The sequence below is a fragment of the Caldalkalibacillus salinus genome, from assembly GCF_016745835.1.
GTDB classification, from domain to species: Bacteria; Bacillota; Bacilli; order Caldalkalibacillales; family JCM-10596; genus Caldalkalibacillus_A; species Caldalkalibacillus_A salinus.
Genome location: NZ_JAERVL010000012.1, coordinates 18,043 through 34,496 on the forward strand (window position 1 = coordinate 18,043; position 16,454 = coordinate 34,496).

General features: G+C 44.3%; 19 protein-coding genes. 5 read left to right on the forward strand and 14 right to left on the reverse strand.

Annotated elements, in window-relative coordinates:
- Positions 1-17: 17 nt before the first annotated feature.
- The 4 genes from JKM87_RS08145 to JKM87_RS08160 all read right to left on the reverse strand — a co-directional run bounded on the left by JKM87_RS08145 (position 18) and on the right by JKM87_RS08160 (position 3,578).
- Positions 18-1,463, reverse strand: coding sequence for a DEAD/DEAH box helicase (locus tag JKM87_RS08145; RefSeq protein ID WP_236838698.1), 1,446 nt, complete (start codon positions 1,461-1,463; stop codon positions 18-20).
- A gap of 77 nt (positions 1,464-1,540) precedes the next feature.
- Positions 1,541-2,068, reverse strand: a complete 528-nt coding sequence (locus JKM87_RS08150; protein WP_202079849.1) for an isoprenylcysteine carboxyl methyltransferase family protein — start codon at positions 2,066-2,068, stop codon at positions 1,541-1,543.
- A gap of 18 nt (positions 2,069-2,086) precedes the next feature.
- Positions 2,087-3,175 (reverse strand): type III polyketide synthase, encoded by a 1,089-nt coding sequence (locus tag JKM87_RS08155; protein ID WP_202079850.1) that lies wholly within the window; start codon positions 3,173-3,175, stop codon positions 2,087-2,089.
- A gap of 136 nt (positions 3,176-3,311) precedes the next feature.
- Entirely contained in the window at positions 3,312-3,578 is a 267-nt protein-coding gene (locus JKM87_RS08160; RefSeq protein WP_202079851.1) for a DUF2533 family protein, read from the reverse strand.
- A gap of 41 nt (positions 3,579-3,619) precedes the next feature.
- Here JKM87_RS08160 and JKM87_RS08165 point away from each other — a divergent pair, with 41 nt between their 5' ends.
- Together JKM87_RS08165 and JKM87_RS08170 are read left to right on the forward strand one after the other, a co-directional pair.
- On the forward strand, positions 3,620-4,933 hold the full coding sequence (locus JKM87_RS08165) for a DUF2515 domain-containing protein (protein WP_202079852.1): 1,314 nt from the start codon (positions 3,620-3,622) through the stop codon (positions 4,931-4,933).
- Positions 4,934-4,974: 41 nt separating this feature from the next.
- Entirely contained in the window at positions 4,975-5,406 is a 432-nt protein-coding gene (locus JKM87_RS08170) for a YaiI/YqxD family protein (RefSeq protein ID WP_202079853.1), read from the forward strand.
- On the opposite strand, the gene JKM87_RS08175 is transcribed toward JKM87_RS08170, so the two are convergent.
- The 4 genes from JKM87_RS08175 to JKM87_RS08190 all read right to left on the reverse strand — a co-directional run bounded on the left by JKM87_RS08175 (position 5,403) and on the right by JKM87_RS08190 (position 8,252).
- The gene (locus JKM87_RS08175; RefSeq protein ID WP_202079854.1) at positions 5,403-5,618 is read right to left on the reverse strand and encodes a hypothetical protein; all 216 of its coding nucleotides are present in this window, start codon (positions 5,616-5,618) and stop codon (positions 5,403-5,405) included. The two genes, JKM87_RS08170 and JKM87_RS08175, sit on opposite strands and share 4 nt — an antisense overlap.
- 20 nt (positions 5,619-5,638) lie before the next feature.
- Positions 5,639-6,472: an MBL fold metallo-hydrolase gene (locus JKM87_RS08180; protein ID WP_202079855.1), complete on the reverse strand. Its 834-nt coding sequence runs from the start codon at positions 6,470-6,472 to the stop codon at positions 5,639-5,641.
- Between the two features lie 154 nt (positions 6,473-6,626).
- Complete coding sequence (locus JKM87_RS08185; RefSeq protein WP_202079856.1) at positions 6,627-7,466, reverse strand: deoxyribonuclease IV; 840 nt, start codon at positions 7,464-7,466, stop codon at positions 6,627-6,629.
- Between the two features lie 222 nt (positions 7,467-7,688).
- On the reverse strand, positions 7,689-8,252 hold the full coding sequence (locus JKM87_RS08190; RefSeq protein WP_202079857.1) for an NAD(P)H-dependent oxidoreductase: 564 nt from the start codon (positions 8,250-8,252) through the stop codon (positions 7,689-7,691).
- A gap of 121 nt (positions 8,253-8,373) precedes the next feature.
- Between JKM87_RS08190 and JKM87_RS08195 the strand changes: the two genes are divergently transcribed.
- Both JKM87_RS08195 and JKM87_RS08200 read left to right on the forward strand, forming a co-directional pair.
- Positions 8,374-9,291 (forward strand): LysR family transcriptional regulator, encoded by a 918-nt coding sequence (locus tag JKM87_RS08195; protein WP_202079858.1) that lies wholly within the window; start codon positions 8,374-8,376, stop codon positions 9,289-9,291.
- 112 nt (positions 9,292-9,403) lie between these two features.
- Positions 9,404-9,649 (forward strand): DUF2573 family protein, encoded by a 246-nt coding sequence (locus tag JKM87_RS08200; RefSeq protein ID WP_202079859.1) that lies wholly within the window; start codon positions 9,404-9,406, stop codon positions 9,647-9,649.
- A gap of 73 nt (positions 9,650-9,722) precedes the next feature.
- Here the strand turns inward: JKM87_RS08200 and JKM87_RS08205 are convergent, their stop codons facing one another.
- The 5 genes from JKM87_RS08205 to proC all read right to left on the reverse strand — a co-directional run bounded on the left by JKM87_RS08205 (position 9,723) and on the right by proC (position 13,171).
- Complete coding sequence (locus JKM87_RS08205) at positions 9,723-10,112, reverse strand: OsmC family protein (RefSeq protein WP_202079860.1); 390 nt, start codon at positions 10,110-10,112, stop codon at positions 9,723-9,725.
- A 299-nt stretch (positions 10,113-10,411) separates the two neighbouring features.
- The gene (locus JKM87_RS08210) at positions 10,412-10,876 is read right to left on the reverse strand and encodes a hypothetical protein (RefSeq protein WP_202079861.1); all 465 of its coding nucleotides are present in this window, start codon (positions 10,874-10,876) and stop codon (positions 10,412-10,414) included.
- Positions 10,877-10,987: 111 nt separating this feature from the next.
- A complete protein-coding gene (gerQ, locus tag JKM87_RS18200; protein WP_419761848.1) occupies positions 10,988-11,533 on the reverse strand; it encodes a spore coat protein GerQ in 546 nt (181 codons plus the stop codon).
- Between the two features lie 180 nt (positions 11,534-11,713).
- Positions 11,714-12,145 (reverse strand): cell wall hydrolase, encoded by a 432-nt coding sequence (locus JKM87_RS08220; protein WP_202079862.1) that lies wholly within the window; start codon positions 12,143-12,145, stop codon positions 11,714-11,716.
- A gap of 183 nt (positions 12,146-12,328) precedes the next feature.
- Entirely contained in the window at positions 12,329-13,171 is an 843-nt protein-coding gene (gene proC, locus JKM87_RS08225) for a pyrroline-5-carboxylate reductase (protein ID WP_202079863.1), read from the reverse strand.
- Positions 13,172-13,285: 114 nt separating this feature from the next.
- On the opposite strand from proC, the gene JKM87_RS08230 reads away from it, so the two are divergent.
- A complete protein-coding gene (locus JKM87_RS08230; protein ID WP_202079864.1) occupies positions 13,286-14,290 on the forward strand; it encodes a PTS sugar transporter subunit IIC in 1,005 nt (334 codons plus the stop codon).
- A gap of 150 nt (positions 14,291-14,440) precedes the next feature.
- Here the strand turns inward: JKM87_RS08230 and JKM87_RS08235 are convergent, their stop codons facing one another.
- Complete coding sequence (locus JKM87_RS08235; protein ID WP_202079865.1) at positions 14,441-16,453, reverse strand: S8 family peptidase; 2,013 nt, start codon at positions 16,451-16,453, stop codon at positions 14,441-14,443.
- Between the last annotated feature and the right edge of the window lies 1 nt (position 16,454).

A 16,454-nucleotide genomic window follows, 5' to 3' on the forward strand; every position in this document is an offset into this window, starting at 1 on the left:
TTAATGGTGCTGCGGTTTTAGTTTTGTTGACGTCTTTGCTTTTTTAACCGTTCGTTCACTTGTTGTTGAATGCGTTTTCTTTTCCCTTTTTGTTCCTGTTTCTTCTTTTCCATGGCGATCTTCTTTTTATAACCCGGTTTAACTTTTTTGGGTTTGTGCTTTTGCTTCGGGTTAGCAGATGAAGGTTTTGACGCTACTCCCTTTTTCGCTGAGCCCTCTCTTCCACTTTGTTGATGTTCGGATGGGTCCTTGTCCGTCGTTCGAACGTTTTTAGATCGTGTGGGTGCATGCTTATGTCTTTTTCGGGGCTGATGACCTTCTTGTTTTCTTTCCGGAAGGTCGAATACACCCTGCTCTGATGATAGTATTCGCTCTTCTATCGGTTGGCCAATAGCAGATTCAATTTTACGCATAATACTTTTTTGTTTTGGAGAGACGAAGGAGATGGCCACCCCTTCTTCATTCGCACGACCCGTTCTCCCCACACGATGTATATAGCTCTCTGTGTCTGAAGGGAGATCAAAGTTGATGACATGTGTCACGCCTTCGACATCGAGTCCTCTTGCGGCGATATCCGTACACACTAAATATTGAAACTTCATGTCCCGGAAGTCCTTCATAATTCTCTCTCGTTTATTTTGGGAAAATCCGCCGTGTAAGGCCTTAGCCTCTAATCCTAAAGATTGCAGATCATGGGTGATCAGCTCTACCCTTTTCTGTGTATTAACGAAAACAATGCACAAGAAAGGCGTTATTTTCTCCACCAGGTATTTGAGATGATCCGCTTTCTCACTTTGATTAATGACATAATAATACTGACGGACTTGCTCTGACGTTTGTTGTGTCCCTATACGGATGTGAGGGGGCTGATGCATAAACCGATGAGCGAGTTGTTTGACCCGGTCAGGCATGGTGGCTGAGAACAACAGCGTTTGTTTCTGAGTCGCCGTATTGGCTATGATCAGCTCGACTTCTTCTTGGAATCCCATTTCCAACATTTTATCCGCTTCATCTAGAACAAGTGTGTGAATTCGACCAAAGTGCAGTGTCTCCCGTTGCAAGTGATCTAAAATACGACCAGGCGTCCCCACGACGATATGTACATTTTGTTTAAATTTATTGATTTGAGCTTGGATATCTCTACCCCCGTGTAGGCAGACGGTATGAACGTCCATATAGCGGCTCAAATCTCTAATATCTTCGGTGATCTGAATGGCCAACTCCCTGGTTGGCGTCATGATGAGGGCTTGTATATCCTTCATCTCAGGGTCTATCTTCTCAAGAATGGGGATGACAAACGCCGCCGTCTTCCCTGTCCCCGTTTGTGCCTGTCCAATTAAGTCCTTCCCCTCTAAGGCAAGTGGCACCGTCTTCTCTTGAATAGGCGTTGGCTCCTTAAAATATAAATCTTTTATCGCTTTTAAAACTTCTTGTTTCAAACCAAAAGTATGGAATGTATTCATGATTAACATCCTCCCTAAACCTAAGCAAACCAGCAGAAAACAGTCACGCGAACTGTTCTCCCATGTGAATACCTTTTCTATGATTTGTCCGTTTCTTCTGTGCGTATGATCCCTAGCGCTCTCTCCTCAGCAGGGATACGAATGAATCGTAAAACGAAAGCGTTAAGGATCGTAAACACAATCAGTGTAAAATAAGCTTGAAAAATGAATGGTAAGGCCAATATCTCCGTCGCTACAACCACATAATTAGGATGCTTGAGGTAACGATAAGGCCCCTTTTTCACTAGTGAATGGTCCGGTAAAACCATGATTTTGGTATTCCAAAACCTTCCGAGTGACGTTAAACTCCACACCCGTAAACCTTGGGCCACAATAAAAAGGATAAAGGGTAAAACCCACCATGACGCTAATTCACGTTGATGATACTGCACCTCAGTAATGAGCGATACAAAAAATAACAGATGCATGGCCACAATGAGTTTATAGTGCGCTTCTCCCACCTCATATCCACCTTGTGACCGAATCCATTTTTCATTTCCTTTGGCCACTTGAAGTTCCACACAGCGCTGCAACACAACGATGGCGATGAGTATACTGAAAAACATGATGTTCCTCCTTCCTTCTCAACTTGTCCACTCGACGAGCAATAATTCGGAACTGAAACCTGGCCCTAGGGCGGTTATGAGTCCCAAATCTCGTTCACGACGTACACTCTCCATAAATTGTTGGAGCACGTATAAGACTGTTGCAGAGGACATGTTGCCGTACTTTTTTAGAATGTCGGAGGAGGTATCAATCATCCATGGTTCAAAGCCTAACGCATGCTGGTACGCTTCTAGTACTTTTCTTCCACCCGGATGGGCCACGAAGTGTCGGATAAAAGAGACGTCTAGCCCGAACTGCTGCAAAAATTCTTCTATATTAGGTTTTAACCATTGTCTAACGATATGAGGAATGTCTCTGGAGAATACGACTTGCAACCCTTCGTTGGTCACATTCCAACCCATGACCCCCTCTGAATGAGGCATTAGGGTGCTTTCCGCTCCTCTAATATAAGGATAAGGACGGGACTGTAACATCTTCATATCCGTATCGTCACCCACGATAAGGGCACAAGCGACTCCGTCTGAAAATAAAGAACTCCCCACAAGGTTACTCTTAGATTTATCATGATGTAAAAACGTTAAACTACACAGCTCTGTTGTCAATACGAGCACTTTCGCTTTGGGATAAGCGAGACAGTATTCATAAGCTCGGGCTAAACCTGCTGCGCCACCCGCGCACCCGAGACCCCAAATTGGGATACGCTTCGTATGTGGATGGAATTGAAGTTCATTCATGATTTTTGCTTCAATACTTGGCGTGGACAGTCCTGTACTAGAGATATAGATGATCGCGTCTATATCCTGTACATCAACTGCCGTTTTCAGAAATGTGTCATGCGTTAAGCAGGACCGAATGGCGTCACATCCGAAACGTGTGGCTAGTTCTATGTACATATCATTTTTGGCTTGCCAATCGTGCGTTTCTTTTAACCAGCTTAACGGGACCGCTAATGAACGGGTGTGAATCTGACCGTTCTCAAAAACGGTAAGTAAGCGATTAATATCATCAAAGTGATCTTCAAATAGCTCTCGGGCCAGATCTAGTACATCCTCTTGTTTCGTCAGGAACGGTGATTGGTACGTTCCGACGGAGACGATTCGTGGCATGGTGAACCTCCCAATGAACGATCAGTCTATACGTTGCTTCGTTTTCATAAACGTGATTGTATAAACTTTAGCTTACCCTATGTGAGGGCGCTTCACTCATGACCACAGATGATCTTTCACTCTTTATAACATACTGTTATCGTTGAGAGCCCTTCTGTTGAACGGCATCCTTCACCATTTCGGTCGTGACAAACTGACGGTGCGGTACAACCTCTTTTTGAGCCAATGTCTGTATCTCTCGGGTCACCCGATTAATATGTTCAACGGTAAACGATTCCCCTCGACTACAGCGGTCAATCGCTTCCTGAATATAACGTTCCCGCTCTTCATCTAATGCTAAGAAGCGTTGCAAGGCTTCGTTCTGTCTTCTAGAATGTGCGGATATAGCACGATGTACACTCATTTTCATTCCTCCTAATATATATAAATGAGGGAGGTGGTTAAATGCCTAAAATGAACGGTACGTCCCAGTCACCAGACCCTCAGACACGTTTCAAACTCACACATCTATCTAAACATATAGCATACACCATGAAAGAGAAAATAGGAAGTCTTGCCCATCAAACGCTCAGTGTGTTAGGGGGCGATCATCAGGCATTAAAAATCGATCCTCAAGCGATTCAGCACATCGAGCAGGGATTGACGAGCCAACTGAACCATACGAAGAACGCTTCAGACCTACATTTGGCGCAGACAAACGCGTTCAGTGAACAGGACAATCTTGTTATCGCGAGGATTAACGAGCAGGTCCGCACATATAACCGTAACAACGTCACACGCACAGCAGCTTACCTTGATTTTTATAAGCAGCACCCCGAAGTGCACTGGGCTTTTTTGGCTCATATGGTTTCTAGGAATGGCGGTTGGAGCATGACCGATTTAAAAGGCGCGTTGTTGTTTCGTATTTTATCTCAACAAAAACAAAAGGATTTCTTCTCTTTCCTAGAACGGTGCAACGCCTATATCTTTCAGGATGCCTTTCCACAATTGTTACTCTATGCTGAGAGTAAAAAGCGTCAGAGGCCTATGTTTCATTTGTTACCATCGTTCCACGTATCAGCATTCATGCGACCGATTTGGGCCTACTTTTATGAAAAACGGTCCTCCGCACTCCTGACAGTGGCCATGATTATGAATGAACAACAATACATTGAAAAAAGAGTGGTACAGCACCCTTATTACAAAGAAACGGTACTAGACACACTCGCTTTTCACCTGCAGGGCTTGTTACAATTGACGAACGTCGTGTTTCCTTATCATACGTCACTCTTCTCCTCCTCTACGTTCACGCGTTTAGGAGGTCAGACGATTCAGGATTTCAGTCAGGTGTCAGAACGTATTGACGTAGGGAAGCGTTTGTATGGTTTACTATTCGGGCCACAGGTGGTAAGAGAAGGTGCGATCTCATTCGCAACCCAAACACCACACACGGGCTCTCGCATGGATTTTTGGTCTGAGGTGTTCACGTCACGTCGGGTGTCTTCCCCTTCTGAGCCCTATGGTGAAGAAAGGCTGATCGGCTGTAAACTGAAACCACAGGCACCCCCACTCTATAGTCCTGCGCTCACCGACGTTTGGCCCGATATACGGCTCTCTCCGCCATCACGAGAGGATTGGTTTGATGCACTAGATGTAACGGATGTGACCCAGCACTTAAGAACAGTCAAGCCAGTGAGCGGTTACGATATGACAAGCGGTTTTTGCAGAGGGTTGAAGCGATTGGAGTGGGCTGTTCTAGCTCAACAGTTTGTCAACTGACGCGTGAACGGCGTATACTTTTATAAAAAAGGAGAATGAGTATGCACATTTATGTTGATGCGGACGCATGTCCCGTAAAAGATGAGATTATTGACGAAGCAAAAAAAGCGAACATACCCGTGACACTCGTGCGCAGTTTTGCTCACTACAGTCCCACCAATCCAGAAGGCGTTCATACCATTTATGTAGATACAGGGGCTGATGCTGCCGATTATCGCATCATGAAAGAAGCGAGGCAAGGTGACCTCATTATCACCCAAGATTATGGGCTTGCCGCATTGGCTTTAGCTAGAGGGTGTTGCGCTCTACACCATCTCGGTTTCCAATATACAGAAGAAAACATCTCCTCTCTACTCGATACGCGTTATTCGCAGGCAAAGGCGAGAAAAAGCGGTCAAAAAACAAAAGGACCTAAACCCTTCACTAAAGCGGATCGTGAAAGATTTAGGTCAGCGTTACGCGCATTGCTTTAACGGTATCTGTCATATTCCTCTTCAACGACTTTTTGTACGATTTTCGTTTCTTCTTCTATCGGGTCCTGCTCGGCTTCCTGACGGGATTCGTACTTTGGCAGTAAGGCATCTACGGCCCGCTCTTCTGGTTCTTCGCCAGACAGGTGCCCGTCTGTTAGTAGCGCTTCTAGGTCCTTTGCCATCCTTTTTCTTCTTTTTCTCCTTAACCACATATCGCATGCCCCTCCACTGATCAGTCCATCTGTATTTTTCCCTCTTCGCTCAAAATCATGCTTTTTCCTTCCTCGAGTATGACGACACGCTCTCGTTGCTTAAGGTCGGAAAGAAGATCAAAGAGTACCTCAACCGATTCAACATAATGGGAAAAAGTGTGGTGGTGTATAGGAATGAGAAAGTGCGGGTTAAACCATTGCATCATTTTCACTGTATCAGACGCATTCAGGGTTAAGCGCCCAAGCGGACCAGCCTCTCCCTCTGCCCCCATATGAGGGACTAAAACATCCGGTTTACCCAACTTATGACTAATATTCCTCATACCCTCAAACCATACGGTGTCTCCTGTCCAGTAAATGTTGTGCGTGTACGGGGTACTACGATTGGTACATGAGAGCCAGTAGCCATTAACGACGCCCAAATCCCGATTCAGATGGTCTGAGTGGGCATGGCGTGCAGGGACAGCGGTCAGCGTCACTTCAGCACCGTTCTTATAAAGCGGGCATGCTTGCCACCAGTCCAAGACCTGTACTTTTTCATACCCTCTGGCCTTTAACTTTGGTGCGTCATAAGAGGAAACGATCATGGGGATGGTTTGTGGCAATTGAGACTCTGCAGCAAGGTCAAAGTGATCACTATGTAGATGACTAAGCAGGACCAGATCTACCTCCTCAATGTTAACCTTCTTGAAGGGGACATGGCGCTTGACTGGCGCGAGTGCTTCCCCTGTAGCAGGATCATCTGTCATAATAAAGGCCAAATCTCCTTCGCCAAACACCGGGTCCGTTAAAATCCGTAAGTCTCCTACCTCTAATAAAAAAGTAGGCCCTCCAACCCAAGTGAACTTCACCATTTCATTCCTCTCCCTTAGTCACTTTTTATGGTTACGCCTACTACACAGTATATGAGGGTTTGAGACCCTATGATGAACCTTTTCGTTTTACTCCAGTTCCCGCCATTTCAATATCACTTTAGACATGCTTTGTGTTTTAGCACAATTGAAGCACTTATGTATCACCCTTAAGTAGGGTGTTAACATACTGAATCTCATCCTTATGCGTGTAAGTATCTGACTTGGGTGTTTCTAGCACGCACGGTATGGTTTGCATCACATTGGCGTTTAACATTGCACGAAAGGCAGCTTCACCGATCTCACCCTTTCCTACATTGGCATGTCGATCCCGATACGATTGTGTTGGATATCGGGAATCATTGAGGTGGACCACTTTTAAATCTTCAAAAAACCCGAGTTCAGAGCCTTTCTCTACTACCTCTTCCCAATTTTCACCGTTCCAAATCCCGCTGGCAAAAGCGTGGCAAGTATCTAGACAAAAACCGATCTTAGAAGGATATTGACACAGCTCTCTCACCTGTACCAGTTCTTCTAGTGTGGTTCCCATTTTTAGGCCTTGTCCTGCATTATTTTCTAGTAGTAATAAGGTGTCGCCTTCCCATGGTTCAAGGATGTCATCTAGCATGCTGATCATCATTTGGTACCCTTCTAAGGGATCATCACTATGGTGTTTGCCAAAGTGAACAACGATACCGATCGACCCGCAAGCGTCAGCGATATCTAAATCATTGCGGATGGAGTCGATCATGCCTTGTCTATCTTCCTCTCTGTCTACACACAGACTGGTTGGGTACGGGGTATGTGCAACGGACACTAATCCTTTCTCTTGGCAAAAAGCGGCGCAACGCTCAGCATCCTCCCGGTTAAAGTCTTTGATTTGTATACTTCGAGGATTTTTAGGAAAGTATTGAAAAGCGGTGGCGCCAATGTCAAACGCATGTGACGCGGCACCATAATAGCCATGACGTATGCTCACATGTGAACCTATCTTCATTGCGGGCCCTCCGTAACACTCTGTCTTCTGTAAATGCTTTACCTCTACTCAGTTTATTTTTAATAGACCCCATGCAAAGGTAAGCCTTTGTGGTTAGCGTTGTTACGTTATAATATGTTTAGCAATAACCCCTTTTATGCAATGCGAGATTCAATGTGGGATCCCTTTAGTGTCCCTTGACCTTTCTTTTGAGTTCTTTCGGTCCTATTCCGTTCTATTGGTTCATTGATTCTGTAATAAATGCGATTGTAAGTGCTCTTTTAGTTGGTCCTTATATGTGTTGATTGAAAAAGTTAGATTCATTGCTGAATGTATAGAAAATGTAGGTAATTGCTTAAACCCACAATACTCGAAAGTTTTGTGGATGGGAAACAGGACTTGATCTTCGTTATACCCATCCAAAAAATCACTTGATGAAGCACTAAATTCTTTCTGTTTGGCTCCCCATGAAACCGATAGCATATATGCTTTCTCTGTTAATAACCCCCCACGCCCGAACTGATTCGATTTCGTAAAAAACACCTCTGGAATAAAGACATGGTCCATGTATGTCTTTAAAACCCCAGGTACATTGAACCAATAGATAGGCGTTTGTAGCACGACGATGTCAGCCCATTTGAATTTTTCAATTTCCTCTTTCACTTGGTACCCTTTAACAACATGGGTCATTTTAATATTAAACTCTCGACAACATACATCTCTTATCGTGTTAATCATCGTTGTATTTAGCCTTCCTGGCGCTCTTTCAAATGGTTCATGTCCATTAATGAGTAAAAGATTTCTCATCTTTTTTTTCCTCCTCCTAGTTGAATATGTTATACCATTACTTTAAACTCTTTATTATCATCGTTAAAGATGATATTTGCGATCGTTTCAATCGAAAATAATGATCAATTGGAGGTCAAGCATGGATATTAAACATTTGAAGACATTTTTAGTGGCATGTGAAACCATGAACTTTACTAAGACCGCCGACAAACTTCAATATGCACAGTCTAGCGTGACGGCTCAAATAAAAAGCCTCGAACAACAACTCAATCTCCCCTTATTCGAACGTTTAGGAAAAAAAATCGTGCTCACACAGGCCGGCCACCGATTAAGACCATACGCCTCACAAATTGTGCACTTAACGGAGGAGGCACAAACGATGGTACAAGCAGAACAAAAAACAGGGACGATTAAAATTGGCGCTCAAGAAAGTCAATGTACGTATCGTTTACCGCGTTTGTTGAAGGATTTTAAAGCCAAATATCCAGCTGTGAATTTAATCTTCAAGCCTGCTCATTCTGATGAAACGGCCACAAAAAGCCTATTAGAAGGAGAGACTGATCTAGCTTTTATTATGGATACCCCTAAACCGAATCCGTATCTCAAAACAAAACCATTGCTGCAAGAACGATTAATATTAGTCGCTTCCCCTTCCAACCCCCTTGCTCAAAACGAAACCATACTACAGGATGATTTACGAAATGAAACGATACTGTTTACAGAGGTGGGTTGTTCGTATCGCAATATATTTGAAAACGTCCTGTACACAAATCAAATGGCACCAAAAAACACCTTAGAATTTGTAAGCCTTGAAGCGATTAAAAAATGTGTCACAGCGAACTTAGGGATCGCGATGCTACCTGAAATGATCATAGAAAATGAGTTAAGAGAAGGGCTTATGGTTGAACTAAATTGGGATATACAACTGCCACATTTAACCACACAAATGGCGTTACACAAAAACAAGTGGTTATCACCACAATTAGAAGATTTTATTATTATGACGGAGAATCATTTTGCAACACTCCGTTCAGCTTCGGCTCAGCCATGGAAGTGAAAGTGGCCCTGACGAGGATGATGACACGACATGCTCATCAAACTTTTGGTATGTTAACATAAAGATGAAATCTATACTTAGCATGACCATAAACACTTGAGGAGGATCATGAATGAATGATGAGTTTAAGGATGCTTTTGATGCATTCGTACAAAAGTACGCTGAATTATTAACGGGACACCACGATGAGGAAACGATTGAAAAGGTGAAGTTATTCGCTCTGTATTCACACATCAACAAAACGATGCCAGCGCTTGCCAAGCATTGGGTATCTGATAATCCTGCGGCCAAGGAGGAAGTGAAGAAGATTTTTGCAGACATTCAAAAGATGAATCAAGAACACAAAAGCACCCCTTAGGTACCCTCATGAGGGTACCTGGGTCTTGGGGCAAATCCCTGGTGTCTTTTATTTGTTCTTGACTCATTTCTTATTAATTTGAGACTAATTCAAAGCGCTCCGTTATCTCTATACTGTCCTTAACAGATTGAACCATCGAACAGTTTTTACGTGTGACATTGAGCGCCTTTTCTAATTGCTGTTCCGATAAACCTGCGCATGCGACCCGGAAGTGAAGATGGATTTTTTGAATCTCTTGGGCGCCTTGTTCGTTTCGAGTAACCTCAGCCTCCACACTGATATCATCAACCGTGTATCTTTTTTTCTCTAATACTTTACGCAATACACCACCACTGCAAACAGCGATGGAGGATACCATAAGCTGATAGGGACGGTAGCCGTAAGTCTCGTCCCCAGATATATGTAACTCCCCGTATTCTAACTGTGTTGTGAAGCCATTCGGTTCTTTCATTTTAAAATGCATTTATGAGTCCTCCTTTTGCATGAGCTTTCTGACCTCTGGTTTGGGATGCCAACAGTTAAATTGGTAATGAGGTTTTGTTTCATAGCCTAGTCGTTCACAATACATCCGTCTCTGATCACGCTCTTTTTTGGTTCTATAATGAACGCAAGAAGCACAGCAATGATATTGTCGCCCCATACAACCCCTCCCCACTATTATAGGTGTATCATAACATAACGGCTCACTTCATGTCGCTTCTCAACGTCGCTTCCTAACCAATAGAAAAAGCATGCCCCTCGTGGACATGCTTACTTTTCTGATTATTCGTCTGTGGCTGGGACGTTAATACTAAACGTTTCTTCTACTCCGTAAGGCTCGTGATTGTTATGTGCCAACTCAACTTTGACTTCATGATGCCCTGGTTCTAAACCTTCCCAGGTATATGTTGTCTCAAATATCTTGGATACCTTTTCGCCATCAATGTATAAGTGGATATGACCTTGGCCCATTTGATCGTCTTGGTCCATCTGCTCGAGGCTTAAGTCGACATTCTGAAGTTGAAATTGAAGATTTAACGTGTCATCCACAACTTCGTACGCCACATTCATGCCGATATTCTCCTCTTGGGCTGCCATATCGGAAGCTTCAATTGACTCCATTTCATCCTGCCCCGTCAGTTGATCCGTATTTTGCACAATATAGTTAATCGCTAAGAGTACAAGTAGAATGGTTAAATAACGGGAGACAAACCCCTTCCATCCTCTTGCTAGTAGCATTTTTAGCATGAAATCACCTCGATGTACTCGTTTAGCCACAGTATAGGTTATCAATGTTTGATTTATACACGAATAAGCAGACTAAAAGGACATCGAGATGATGACTGACTATCACAAGGGTTATCGATCTTGAATGGTTTGCACACCTGCCGGGAGCTGCGGTGGAACATATTCGATTGGCTCCTCAAATTCAACATAATCTAAGTTGACCATGAGAAGCAAATAGTGTCGACCTGTTTCAGGATTTGATAGGATGATATGATCTCTTCCTGCCGCCTCAATCACGCCTGTAAATACCCGTGCAGGCCATTCCGGGTTATACTCAAATGTTTGATATACTCTTGCCATCTTGCCCCGGTTGAAGCGTAGAATATTTTCAACATAGGACTGTTCAACGGGAAGCATCCCGTCAGGTCCGACTTGTGGCGCTTGAGTCCCTTGCACTTGACTTGGTGTTTGACCGCCCATTTGGCCTTGCATCTGACCCATTTGCCCCGGCATCTGGCCCATCATTTCACCGGGCATTTGGCCCATCATCCCACCGGGCATTTGGCCCATCATCCCACCGGGCATTTGACCCATCATTTCACCGGGCATTTGGCCCATCATTTCACCGGGCATTTGGCCCATCATTTCACCGGGCATTTGGCCCATCATCTGGTCCATTCCGGGTCCCATTTGCTCCCCGAACGGTCCTGAAGCACCACTCGGAGTGGGCACCTGTAATTGAGTTGGGAATTGTGGCGCAATCATAGATCCTTGATCACCCATTTGTGGTTGATTCATCTGTCTCTCATTTTCTTTTTCACTCATGATGTACCTCCTCCAAAAGCATCAAACTTCAACTTAATACACGTTATACACGTCTGCGCATTCTGCTTCATCTGGTTGGTAGAAGCAATGTGCTTTGAATCTACCTACATTCCACTGTCCAAACCATTGGTCAGGACAGGGGCCGTCGGGACGAAAGAACCATAGTGAGAATTCCGCTGGTCTAAAACGTTCACCATTAATGACCCTCTCAGCTAATCTTATTTCTTTTTGTCTCGCCTTTTGGTAGAAATAAGGTTTCTGTACAGCCTCATAACCACCTGGCGTTTGGAAAACCATACGTTCGACACTATTAATATCTTCGAAATCCAGACAACGGACCCGAACGCGGTTGACACCAACATTGGCCACCAATAACATTCCGAGTTTTCCTTCTCCCTCTGCTTCGGCACGTATAAGTCTTGCTAGTAACTTTCTATCATCAGCATTTGCCTTTATCACTGCCATGGCCTCACCTCAAAGATGGTTTCACTACAATATATTCCACCTGCCCAGATTCGTTAATGTTTTTTACTCATTTTTATAAACAAAGCTCAACACCATTGCTAAACAAAAAGCCCTTCATGATATGGCCACTTGCCCCGGCTCTTATCATGAAGGGATGTTGTGTTCTTCAATTACCTTTGGTCATTAAGCTTTAGGCACAATGAGTTGATTTAATTCCGTCCCCAGTTCTTTTGAACGTGCTGTGGCACGACGAATACATGCTCGAACAGCTTGATCGAAATCATACTCTCGTAACGTGTCTAACCCTGCTTGTGTCGTGCCATTGGGACTCGTCACCTGTTCTCTAAGGTAGGCGGGGTCCTGTTTCGTTTCGAGTAACATGTTCGCTGCCCCAATAAGCGTTTGTAGAATCATTTCCTTGGCTTGCTGCTCACTTAAGCCCACATCCCGACTACCTGCCATCATGGCTTCCACTAAGTAGTAGATGTAAGCAGGTCCACTACCTGATACCCCTGTAATCGCATCTAACTGCTCTTCCTCTGTAACAATGACGATACCGATGGATTCGAAAATCTGACGAGCTATTTCTACGTGTGCTTCTGTCGCATACTGGCCACGGCATAGCCCTGTAGATGATAATCCTACGATGGCAGACGTGTTAGGCATCGTGCGAATGACCGGCGCCTCATGCCCCAGAAGGGCAGATATGATACTCGTTTGGACACCTGCAACCACCGATATGACGAGTTGATGCGGACTGGTATAGGGACGTATATCGTTAAGAGCGGACGCGATATCCTTTGGTTTCATCGCGAGGATTAATATGTCTGCTCCTTGTATCGATTGGTGTTTTTGTTCGTTATCGCCAATGATACCAAAATTATAAACGAGCTCATCTAGGCGAAAACGGTCTTCTTTGTTTGTTACCGCAATCTGGCCTGGCTTGACGATCTTCTGGTTGAGTAACCCGCTGACAATCGCCTCAGCCATCGCGCCTGCGCCAACAAAACATATCTTTTTATCCATGCCTCGTTTCCCTCCACATGTCATTTATTTATTGACTCTAATGTGATATAAGTATACTGTCAACTATTATTTTATTCTTGCGCATTATTTATCCTAGGAGAGGACGGTATCAAGATGTCTATATTACAGAAAAAAGGCATTGACTTGTCATTTCGTACATATTTTGTGACAGCTTTATCTTATATGGCTCTCGGATTATTCAGTTCATTGATTATAGGTCTTATCATTCGTACTCTCGGAGAGCAGCTTGGGAACGACACTTTATATGACATGGGTAGCTTAGCAATGTCCATGATGGGACCGGCTATAGGCGTTGCAGTAGCATACGCTCTCAAAGCCCCGCCTTTGGTTTTGTTCGCTGCGGTGGTGACTGGGATCGCTGGTGCTGATGTTGGCGGGCCGGCTGGTGCTTATATTGCCACTATTGTATCTACCGAGATTGGCAAATTGATATCTAAATCGACCCGAATTGATATTATTCTTACGCCCTTAGTCACCATCGCTGTGGGCTATTTTGCTGCCATTTACGTGGGCCAAGGAATCGGTCAGCTTCTTGTTCAATTCGGTCATATCATCAATTGGTCCGTTGAACAGCACCCCTTTATTATGGGGATCTTAGTGGCCACTTTGATGGGCATCGCCCTTACAGCACCAATCTCAAGTGCAGCACTGGGCTTTATGCTAGGGTTAGATGGGTTAGCGGCAGGCGCGGCAACAATAGGGTGTGCGGCGCAAATGATCGGCTTTGCGACCAGTAGCTACCGTGAAAATGGGGTCGGCGGCTTAGTGGCACAAGGCATCGGGACGTCTATGCTGCAAATCTCAAATATTGTTAAAAATCCACTTATTCTTATCCCGCCAACGTTAGCGGGTGCGCTCATTGCTCCGATAGGAACTGTGATATGGGAAATGAAGAACGTCGATGCTGGCTCAGGTATGGGGACAAGTGGTTTTGTCGGACAAATCTTTACTTTTACAACAATGGGGTTTACCGTCGATGTATTCTACAAAGTGGCCCTGCTGCATTTTATTGCCCCTGCTCTCCTCAGCCTTATGTTAAGCGAGTATATGAGAATGAAAGGCTGGATTAAATTGGGCGATATGAAAATAGAAAGTTAAACATTAGTTACTTACACAAACGCATTCTCATTATGAAATGCATTACACCAAAATATAATCCAACACGCCAAAGCCCCTCACAGCTTGTTCAGTGCATGAACGCTAAGAGGGGCTTTTTGTTGTGCTTGATCTACAACCGTCTTATTTTAACTATTGACCCGTATTAAAGGATTGGATCAACTGACGAATCAGTCTATCTATCCAGTTATCCTGCGTGTGTGTTGGGTCCTGCAGCTGAGCATCATCTTGGTCTCCATTTTCTTGTTGATCGCCTTGATTCTGATCAAATTGGCCATTGGTGAAGGTGATATCTTCGTTGTTGGCGATCAGTTCTAGTGCCCGCTCAACATTAATGATCCCGTTTCCATAGTAAGGATCATGTCCAGGATCCCCTAAGTCATCTGCTGTATAGCGTATGACATCTAAGACCTCATCATTCGTTAAATCGGGTCTTAGCGAGCGAATCAGACCGGCCATGCCTGTAACGTGCGGTGCGGCCATTGATGTCCCGGACATAAAGACGTATTGATGATCTGGAAACGTACTCGGAATGTTTTCTCCGGGTGCTGTGACATCGATATGCTCTCCGTAGTTAGAGAAGACGGCTTTCTCATTTTGTTGGTTAACAGCTGCTACAGCGAGTACTTCTTCATATCCTGCAGGATACATCGGTTGGCCAACGTTGTCATTCCCTGCTGCGGCAATTAAGGCCACATCATTCTCATAGGCGTATCGAACAGCGTCCCTTAAAATTTGTGAGGATTCTGTATCCCCTAGACTAAGATTAATCACCCGCGCGCCGTGATCTGTGGCCCATATGATACCGCTAGCGACCTCAAAGAGACTCCCCTCGCCTTGGTCATTAAGGACTTTGACAGGCATGATCGGATTGTTCCATGAGACGCCTGCGATGCCAGTTTCGTTATTCGTCATAGCCCCGATCACCCCTGCGACGTGTGTACCATGCCCATGATAATCATAAACTTCATCCGTTTCATCAAAGGCATTAAATCCCTCAGCCACTCTTTCTGCTAGATCTTGATGTTGTGTATCAATCCCTGTATCTAAATAAGCAATCGGGACTTCTTCTGAACCATTAGAATAATCCCACCCTAACTCAGCTTGAATAAGAGATAAATTCCATTGATACTGTTCAAAAAACTCGTCATTAGGCAAAACGGAGGATTGTTGTTTGATAAACGTATGATTAGGCTCAACTTGAACCACTTGCTCTTCGTCCCGAAGCAAGTTTAACATGTCCTCTGTCCCCATATTGTCATGGGCAATAAGCATGAGTACACCAGACTTCTTTTTCAACGTAAATTCAGGATGACGTTGTAACCACGTTTCACCAGCATCGACATCGTTGAACTGTACGATCACTTCACCGTCTGGATAGTGGGTACGCTCCTTCTCATTCTCCTGGGTCCGCATCACGATGGTCCAGTCTAATTCAGGTACCTTTTGTTCAACGTACCCCTCTTTCTGATCTTTGGAATCCCATTCTACTTCTTTCTCTCCTGCTGACGAAATGAAGAAATGACCATTCGCATCAGCAACCGATGCCATTTCGCCCACAAACCCTTTGACGAAGGATAAGTCTACCTGTCCCACTACCCAGTTCTGGTTCTCAGTCTGAGTGGCCATCAACATTCGTTGACGCTCTCCCTTAGTGAAGGGGGAAGAAAAAGTTTGATTAGACGTCACACGCTGAAGCCGTTCTAAGAAGGCCTGTAATTGCTGATCATCTAAATCCCCCTTAATGAGAGAGACTTCTTGATTATTTATGTAAGCAAACCCTTCAAAGTGAGGATGCTCCTCTAGTTCTTGTTCAAACTCATGAACAAGCTCTGTTTGGGTAAAATCTAGCTCAGCCCACTTTTCAAGCTTACTTTGTAATTGTCCGATAAAGAAAGACGTTGTTAAGGATAGATCTTTCGTCAATACTTGATCTCTCGTCTTCGTATCGATCTTGCCTTCAGTCGGTTGATCTTTCTCCTGTTGATTCGTTTGATATATGGAAGGACTTCTATCCCGCTGATCAGGCTGAGCTTGACCATCGTCACGCCTGATGTCTTGTTCTTGATACCCCATCCATATCGGGACGAACACAAGCCCTATAATGGCGATGGCCATAATCCATCTTGCCACATCTTTTTTCATC

Excerpts from the sequence above, each read along its gene's own strand:
- JKM87_RS08145 (WP_236838698.1), bottom strand. The coding sequence starts at position 1,463 with ATGAATACATTCCATACTTTTGGTTTGAAACAAGAAGTTTTAAAAGCG.
- JKM87_RS08150 (WP_202079849.1), bottom strand. The coding sequence starts at position 2,068 with ATGTTTTTCAGTATACTCATCGCCATCGTTGTGTTGCAGCGCTGTGTG.
- JKM87_RS08155 (WP_202079850.1), bottom strand. The coding sequence starts at position 3,175 with ATGCCACGAATCGTCTCCGTCGGAACGTACCAATCACCGTTCCTGACG.
- JKM87_RS08160 (WP_202079851.1), bottom strand. The coding sequence starts at position 3,578 with ATGAGTGTACATCGTGCTATATCCGCACATTCTAGAAGACAGAACGAA.
- JKM87_RS08165 (WP_202079852.1), top strand. The coding sequence starts at position 3,620 with ATGCCTAAAATGAACGGTACGTCCCAGTCACCAGACCCTCAGACACGT.
- JKM87_RS08170 (WP_202079853.1), top strand. The coding sequence starts at position 4,975 with ATGCACATTTATGTTGATGCGGACGCATGTCCCGTAAAAGATGAGATT.
- JKM87_RS08175 (WP_202079854.1), bottom strand. The coding sequence starts at position 5,618 with ATGTGGTTAAGGAGAAAAAGAAGAAAAAGGATGGCAAAGGACCTAGAA.
- JKM87_RS08180 (WP_202079855.1), bottom strand. The coding sequence starts at position 6,472 with ATGGTGAAGTTCACTTGGGTTGGAGGGCCTACTTTTTTATTAGAGGTA.
- JKM87_RS08185 (WP_202079856.1), bottom strand. The coding sequence starts at position 7,466 with ATGAAGATAGGTTCACATGTGAGCATACGTCATGGCTATTATGGTGCC.
- JKM87_RS08190 (WP_202079857.1), bottom strand. The coding sequence starts at position 8,252 with ATGAGAAATCTTTTACTCATTAATGGACATGAACCATTTGAAAGAGCG.
- JKM87_RS08195 (WP_202079858.1), top strand. The coding sequence starts at position 8,374 with ATGGATATTAAACATTTGAAGACATTTTTAGTGGCATGTGAAACCATG.
- JKM87_RS08200 (WP_202079859.1), top strand. The coding sequence starts at position 9,404 with ATGAATGATGAGTTTAAGGATGCTTTTGATGCATTCGTACAAAAGTAC.
- JKM87_RS08205 (WP_202079860.1), bottom strand. The coding sequence starts at position 10,112 with ATGCATTTTAAAATGAAAGAACCGAATGGCTTCACAACACAGTTAGAA.
- JKM87_RS08210 (WP_202079861.1), bottom strand. The coding sequence starts at position 10,876 with ATGCTAAAAATGCTACTAGCAAGAGGATGGAAGGGGTTTGTCTCCCGT.
- gerQ (WP_419761848.1), bottom strand. The coding sequence starts at position 11,533 with ATGGACCAGATGATGGGCCAAATGCCCGGTGAAATGATGGGCCAAATG.
- JKM87_RS08220 (WP_202079862.1), bottom strand. The coding sequence starts at position 12,145 with ATGGCAGTGATAAAGGCAAATGCTGATGATAGAAAGTTACTAGCAAGA.
- proC (WP_202079863.1), bottom strand. The coding sequence starts at position 13,171 with ATGGATAAAAAGATATGTTTTGTTGGCGCAGGCGCGATGGCTGAGGCG.
- JKM87_RS08230 (WP_202079864.1), top strand. The coding sequence starts at position 13,286 with ATGTCTATATTACAGAAAAAAGGCATTGACTTGTCATTTCGTACATAT.
- JKM87_RS08235 (WP_202079865.1), bottom strand. The coding sequence starts at position 16,453 with ATGAAAAAAGATGTGGCAAGATGGATTATGGCCATCGCCATTATAGGG.